Here is a 6,705-nt window from a genome sequence, read left to right as displayed (position 1 = left end):
CCGATCTACGGCCTGTTCATCGGCAACCTTCTGCTGGTCGTGCTGGCGCTGATCCTGCTGACCGCGGGGCGTCGAGCTTCGGTCCGCCCTCGCGCGTCATGCGCCGGAACAGGCAGCGATAGCCTTCCATCATCAGGATCGCCGGCTTCAGCCTGCGGCGGTCGAGATGGCGGAGCATCTCGCCGGAGGCCGCGAAGCCCTGCTCGGCTTCGGCCGCGAGCCGGATCCACGCCGCCTCGAAGCGCGGCGAGCGGATAAGCTGGAGGGCCGGCAGGGCCGGATCGGCCTCGATCCACGACAGCGGGACATAGACGCGGTCCGCCCGGGCGTCCTCGCCGACGTCGCGCATGACATTCACGATCTGCAGCGTGCGGCCGAGCGTCAGCGCGAAGTCGCGCGCCGCCGTCGCGCCGAAGATCGACACGGACAGCACCCCCACGGCGCCCGCTACGCGGCGGCAGTAGAGATCGAGCGCCTCCGTGTCCGCAATACGGACACGGCCCCTGGCGTCCTGCTCCATGCCGTCGAGGACCGCGAGAAGCTCCTCCGGCGGCAAGGCGAACCGCTCCCGCGCCCAGGCGAGTTCGCGGCCGACCGCGCCAGTCGGCCGGTCGAGCTCGGATCGCCAGCCCACCAGCAGGCGCGACTTCTCCTCGTGCGGCGCCGAGCAGTCCGCCACGTCGTCGACCCTGCGGCAGAAGGCGTAGACGGCGTTGATCGCCCGCCTGCGGTCGGCTTCGAGCACCGACATGCCGAGCCTGAAGGACGAACGGGACCGGCTGACGACCCTGCGCACCGCGCGGGCGCGTCGCGCCGGAGCGGACGCCCGACAGCCACGCGGCCAAGGACCGGATCCTCGCGCGAAAGCTTGGAGCGCAGCCGGCACGCCATCTCGATGGTGGCGCAGGCCTGCAAGGCGAGCCGGCGGTCGCGGATCGCCTCGGGAAGGACCGCGGCGTCGCAGATCAACTCGTCGACCCGGTCCAGCAAGGCGTCGAGCACCGGGCGCCGGGCCGCGCCGCGCTCCGCGTCGAAGAAAGCCGTCTCGCCGCCGGCTTCCGCAAGCCAGCTCTGCGGCAGGTACACCCGGTCGAGCGTCCGCCGGTCGTCGGCCGCGTCCTGGATGTGGTTCAGGATCTGAAGCGCTGCGCAAAGCGCGTCCGAGGCCGGGAAGACGGACTCGGTTTCGCCATGCAGCCGGAGCAGGAAGCGACCGGCCGGCGCCGCGCTCTTCGCGCAATACGCCCTGAGGTCGTCGAGCGTCTCGTAACGCCGGAGGCTCGCGTCCTGCCGGAACGCCTCGAGCATGTCGAGCGCTTCGACCCGCCCGACGCCGAGCCGCGCGTCCACGTCAGCGAGCGCCTTCGCGACCGGGTCCTGCGGGTCGCCTGAGAGCAACGCCCGCTCCATGGCCGCCAGGCGGGCGAGCTTCTCCTGCGGGGCCAGGACGGGATCGTCCGCGACATCGTCCGCCCGCCGGACGAAGCGGTAGAAGGCGAGCGTCGGCGCGCGCATCTGCGGCCGCAGCAGGAAGGACGCCACCGGAAAATTCTCGTCCGCCGGCGTTTTCGACGGAGCGGCGCTCAACGGTCGCCCTCGAAGCTTGGCCGGGCGCCCTTGCGGTGCGCGGGATCCCAACGCCGACCGCGCGCCACGGCCGCGACGCTCTTCCAGGCGTCGTACACGCCGCCAACCCCCGCTCGACCCGTCAGCACCGTCTCGAAGCGCTCGGGGTCGCGGGAGACGACGTCGCGGGCGAGCTCGTCCATGGTCTCGGCGAGCCTGCGGCTCAGATCCTCCTGACGCGCCTCGCGGTCGAGCGCGAGCAGCTCCGCCGCCCGCACAGGCTCGCCGAACGCCGCGAAGGCTTCTGCGCTCCGCTCCGTCCAGAACGCGTATTCGAACGCGACCGGCGCGAGGACCGCCCCCGGCGCCGCCTCGCACAGCCAGGCGAGGCCGGGCTTCAGCCCGATCGGGCGCTCGCGCGGATCGGAGAAGCGACCCTGCGCGGCGATCCACAACAGGCTGTCCGAATGCGAGAGGATCAGGGCGCCTTGCCGGAAGAAGTCGGCCGCGCCCGACATCTTCTCGAGGTCGACGCCATAGGCGCCGATGCGGCCGAAGAAGGCGTACTTCTCCAGCATCTCGCGGTCAATCGGCGCGAACGGGCGCCGGTCCGGGAAGAGACGGCTCGCGAGGATGAGGTAGAGGGCCGCGTCCCACCAGCCCGGGTGATTGGCGTAGAGGATCAGCGGGCCGGCCGCACCGGTCCGGACGCGAGCCGCGCCCGTGAGCCGCAGCGCGTTCATGTGGCGGCGGAAATAGCGCTCGAAATAGAGCGTGAAGAAGCGCGCCTGGAACGGCGAGTACCGCTCCACGACGTTCGCGGAGCGCGGAGCCGGGGCACGCCGCGTCGCCACTAGGCCGCTCCCGCGGCGGCCGAGGCGTCGCGGTCGAGCGCGTCGGCCGCGATCCAGCCGGACATCATGACCATCGGCATGCCGGGGCCCGGGTGGGCCGCGCCGCCCGCGAGATAGAGGCCCGGGACCTTGCGGCTGCGGTTGCCGGGCTTGAACGCGCCCATGAACTTGCCGTGGCTCGCAAGCCCGTAGATCGCGCCGTCCAGCACCTTGTAGCGTTCGTGGATGTCCTGCGGCGTCAGCGCGCGCTCGAAGGTGATCCGCTCCTCGATGTCGTGCAGCCCGGCCGAGCGCTTCAGCTTGTCGAGGATGACCTGGCGGTAGCCGGGAAGCATGCGGCTCCAGTCCTGACCGGGCCGGAGATAGGGAGCGTGCACCAGGACGTAGAGCGCCTCGCCGCCCTCCGGCGCGACGCCGGGCTCCGTGAAGGAGGGCGCGGCGAGGTAGCAGGTCGGGTCGGGCGCGGGGCGTCCGTGCTTGTAGATCGCGTCGAACTCCTCCTCCGGGTCGCGGGAGAAGACGAAGCAGTGATGGGCGAGATGTTCGTAGCGCCGCTTGAGGCCGAGATAGAGCACGACGCCCGAGCAGGCCGGCTCGAAGCCCTTGCGGTCATAGGCGGCGGCCGCCGGCCCGCCGACGAGTTCGCGATAGGTGCGGATCGCGTCCATGTTGGAGACGACCGCGTCGAACGCTAGGATGTCGCCGGAGGCGGTCCGGGCGCCGACCACCGCGCCGTCGCGAAGCTCGAGGCCGGAGACGTCCGTTCCCGGCCGGAACGCGACGCCGAGCTCCCGCCCGAGCCTCACCAGCGCCTCGACCACCGCCCGCGTGCCGCCCATCGGGTACCAGACGCCGTCCGCCGCCTGCATGTGCGCGATGGCGCACAGCACCGCCGGGGACCCGTAGGGCGAGGAGCCGACATATTGCGTGAAGTGATCGAGCATCTGCGCGAGGCGATCCTCGCGCACGTGCCGGCGGATGGTGCCGGCCACCGAACTGCCCATCCGCAGCGACAGCACGTCCCGCATCGTGGCGGGACTGAAGTTCGCCCGCAGGTCGATCGTGTCGAACAGGTCCTCGACCGGCTTCCAGAAAAAGAAGCGCTCCGAGACCCCGTGCAACCCGGCCGCGACCTTCTGGAACCTGCGATAGCCCTCGCCCGCATCGGTCCCCGGCGCGAAGCGGTCCATGGCGTCCGCCATCGCGTCGACGTCGGCCAGAAGGTCGATGCTCTCGCCGCCGTCGAAGAAGCAGCGCCACTGCGGATCGAGGCGGCGGAGGTCGAGATAGTCCGCCATGTCCCGGCCCGCTTCCGCGAAGATGCGCTCGAGCACCCGCGGCACGGTCAGGATGGTCGGCCCCATGTCGAAGCGGAACCCGTCGGCCTCCAGCACGGCCGCCTTGCCGCCGAGCCAGCCGTTCTTGTCGAACGCCGTCACCCGGTGGCCGCGCGCGGCCAGGACGCAGGCCGCCGCAAGCCCGCCGAGCCCCGACCCGATCACCCCGACCGATCTGCCGCTCATGCCACGTTCTCCGAAGCCGCCGCGCGGCGCGGGCGGAACCATCCGAGCCCCTTGGCCGCGGCGACGAGACCCAGATCCTCGAGCAGTAGACGGGTCGTGATCCGCGCCCCCTCATAGATCACCGGCAGGCCGCTGCCCGGATGCGTGCCGCCGCCGACGAGATAGAGGCCCTTCGACAGGCGGTTGTGCGGCCGAAGATAGAGCATCTGCCCGAGATCATGCGACAGGTTGAAGGTGGCCGCCTCGTTGATGGCGAACTCGTCCCGCCAGTCGGGCGGCGTGATCATCCGCTCGAAGCGGATGCGCTTCTCGATGTCCGGCAGCCCGATCAGCGCGAGCCGCTTCAGCACGGTCTCGCGAAAGCGGCCGGCCGCCTCGCTCCAGTCGACGCCTGAGCGCAGGTTCGGCACCGGCGCGAGCACGTAGAGCGCCGAATGGCCGGGCGGCGCGAGGCCCGGATCGGTCCGGCAGGCGTTCTGGATGTAGATCGACGGCTCGTCGGACAGCACGCCGTTCATGATCTCGCGCACGTTCCGCTCGTGATCACGGGCGAGCAGGATGGTGTGGTGCTCGAGCCCCGACGTGTCGCCCTCGAGCCCGAGATAAAGCATGAAGGTCGAGCAGGAGAGCCGCGCCTTGTCGATCTTGGCGTCCGGCCAGCGAGGCCGGGCGCTTTCCGGCACGAGACGACGCGCGGCATGGCCGAAGTCGCCGTTGATCACCACCGCGTCCGCCGGGAGCAGGCCGCCGCTCGTCTCGACCGCGACCGGGGCGCCGTCGCGATAGACGACCCGCTCGACCGTCTCGCCCAGCCGGATATCGACGCCGAGCTTCGCCGCGACCCTCGCCATCGCTTCCGAGATCGCGCCGCATCCGCCGATCGGGTGGAAGACGCCGTGCTCGTATTCGAGGAAGCTCAGGATCGTGAACAGGCTCGGGCACTGGAACGGCGACATGCCGAGGTATTTGGTCTGGAACGAGAAGGCGAGCCGCACCCGCGCGTCGGAGAAGAAGCGGCGCAGGTCGCGGTCGACGCTGAACCGCGGCCGCAGATGGGGCAACGCCGCGAGCATGGCGGGCGAAGCGTAGTCAGCCGGGCGGCAGAAGGACTGCTCCAGCACCGGGCGGAAGGCCGCGAGCTTGTTCCGGTTGTCCTGCAGGAAGCGCTCGACGTTCTGCGCGTCGCGGGGCGAGAACCTGGCCACCTCGGCCTTGAGCCGGGCGACGTCGGAACTAGCGCGAAGCTCTCCCGCGCCCTCGAAGACGAGGTTGTAGAGCGGGTCGAGCCGCTTCAGTTCGACATGGTCGGACAGCCGCTCGCCGCATGCGGCGAAGATGTCCTCGAGCACGCGCGGATAGAGGAAGAAGGTCGGGCCGAAGTCGAACGTGAAGCCATCGGGGGTCGTGAAGCCGCGGGTGCGGCCGCCGACGGCGTCCGCACGCTCCAGCAGGGTGACCGAAAGGCCAGCCCGCGCGAGCAGCATCGCGGCCGCAAGGCCCCCCGGACCTGCTCCGACGACGGCGACGCGGCGTCCCGCCGGAGGCTTTAGGCCGCTCGCCATTCTTGCTTCTCCATGCCGCCGGGTCGCCGGCGCCGGCCGTCAGCCGACGTCGCGTTGAGCATCCGAAACGATGTCGGGGGCGCTCAGGCGAGACCCAAACGCCGCCCGTCGGATTTCGATCCGGGGCAACGGCACTAACGCGGCCGCCGATCGTTCGGACGGTGCGATGACACGATTGTGAGGATCAATGGCGGCGCGTTGCAAGAAGGTTGGCGGCTCCATTGGTGGAGCCGCCGGATTTGCTTGAGGTCCTGATCTTCGTCGGCCTGGCCCTCGCGGCGCTGCCGGCCGGCATGACGGCATGGAACCTCTGGCTCCTCTCGGCCCCGCCGCTGCCGGCCTCGCATCCCTCGGTCGCCATCCTGATCCCGGCGCGCGACGAGGAGGAGACGATCGGGCCCTGCGTGGAGGCCGCGCTGCGCAGTGTCGCGGCCGATATCCGCGTGATCGTGGCCGACGACGGCTCGACCGACCGCACGGCCGAGATCGTCGGCGCCATCGCCGCGCGCGACGCCCGGGTGGAGCTGTTCTCCCCTCCCGCCCTGCCGCCCGGCTGGAACGGCAAGCAGCACGCCTGCCAGCGGCTGGCCGAACGCGCCGACGCGCCCTTCCTGCTGTTCGTCGACGCCGACGTCCGGCTTTCCCCCGAGGCCGCGGCCCGGCTCGCCGGCCGGCTGGAAGGCGGACGCTTCGCCCTCGTCAGCGGCGTGCCGCGCCAGATCGTCGGAACCCCATGGGAGCGGTTGCTGATCCCCATGATCAACGCGCTGCTGCTCGGCTACCTTCCTGTCTCGGTCATGCGCCGGCTCACGGCGCCCTCGCTCGGGGCCGGATGCGGACAATTGATGATGGCGCGGCGCGAGGCCTACCTCCGGGCGGGCGGACATGCGGCCATCCGGACCTCCATGCATGACGGGCTGAAGCTGCCGCGGGCCTTCCGCCGGGCCGGGTTCATGACCGACCTGGTCGATGGAACGCCGCTCGCCTCGTGCCGGATGTACCGCTCGAAAGCCGAGGTCTGGGCGGGCTTCACCAAGAACGCGACGGAGGGGATGGCGACGCCCGTCGGTCTGCCGGTCTGGACCGTCCTGCTGTTCGGAGGGCACATCCGCGGCCAGGCGGCGCGGATGTCACGGCCGCTGTCCGCGACGGAGTGGTCGGCGTCCGGATAGTCACGCTTGAGGAGCGACAACGCCTCGT

5 protein-coding genes and 1 pseudogene are annotated in these 6,705 nt (G+C 71.0%); 1 reads left to right on the top strand and 5 read right to left on the bottom strand.

Annotation, left to right across the window (positions count from 1 at the left end; translation table 11 throughout):
* Positions 1 to 16 precede the first annotated feature (16 nt).
* The 5 genes and pseudogenes from ACIKT0_RS10915 to crtI form a co-directional block, all read right to left on the bottom strand.
* On the bottom strand, positions 17 to 796 hold the full coding sequence (locus ACIKT0_RS10915; protein WP_407105371.1) for a squalene/phytoene synthase family protein: 780 nt from the start codon (positions 794 to 796) through the stop codon (positions 17 to 19).
* A 95-nt stretch (positions 797 to 891) separates the two neighbouring features.
* Positions 892 to 1,515: pseudogene (locus tag ACIKT0_RS10910) on the bottom strand (squalene/phytoene synthase family protein); the annotation flags it as partial.
* 68 nt (positions 1,516 to 1,583) lie between these two features.
* Positions 1,584 to 2,420, bottom strand: a complete 837-nt coding sequence (locus ACIKT0_RS10905; protein ID WP_407105370.1) for a lysophospholipid acyltransferase family protein — start codon at positions 2,418 to 2,420, stop codon at positions 1,584 to 1,586.
* Positions 2,420 to 3,943, bottom strand: a complete 1,524-nt coding sequence (locus ACIKT0_RS10900; RefSeq protein WP_407105368.1) for a phytoene desaturase family protein — start codon at positions 3,941 to 3,943, stop codon at positions 2,420 to 2,422. Before ACIKT0_RS10900 ends, ACIKT0_RS10905 begins: the two co-directional genes overlap by 1 nt.
* Positions 3,940 to 5,505, bottom strand: coding sequence for a phytoene desaturase family protein (gene crtI / locus ACIKT0_RS10895; protein ID WP_407105367.1), 1,566 nt, complete (start codon positions 5,503 to 5,505; stop codon positions 3,940 to 3,942). The genes ACIKT0_RS10900 and crtI overlap by 4 nt, the downstream gene beginning before the upstream one ends.
* A 239-nt stretch (positions 5,506 to 5,744) precedes the next feature.
* Between crtI and ACIKT0_RS10890 the strand changes: the two genes are divergently transcribed.
* Positions 5,745 to 6,677, top strand: coding sequence for a glycosyltransferase family 2 protein (locus tag ACIKT0_RS10890; RefSeq protein ID WP_407105366.1), 933 nt, complete (start codon positions 5,745 to 5,747; stop codon positions 6,675 to 6,677).
* Positions 6,678 to 6,705 lie beyond the last annotated feature (28 nt).

This window comes from Hansschlegelia beijingensis, assembly GCF_045505405.1.
GTDB lineage: Bacteria > Pseudomonadota > Alphaproteobacteria > Rhizobiales > Methylopilaceae > Methylopila > Methylopila beijingensis_A.
This window is presented reverse-complemented; position numbering and strand designations above follow the sequence as displayed.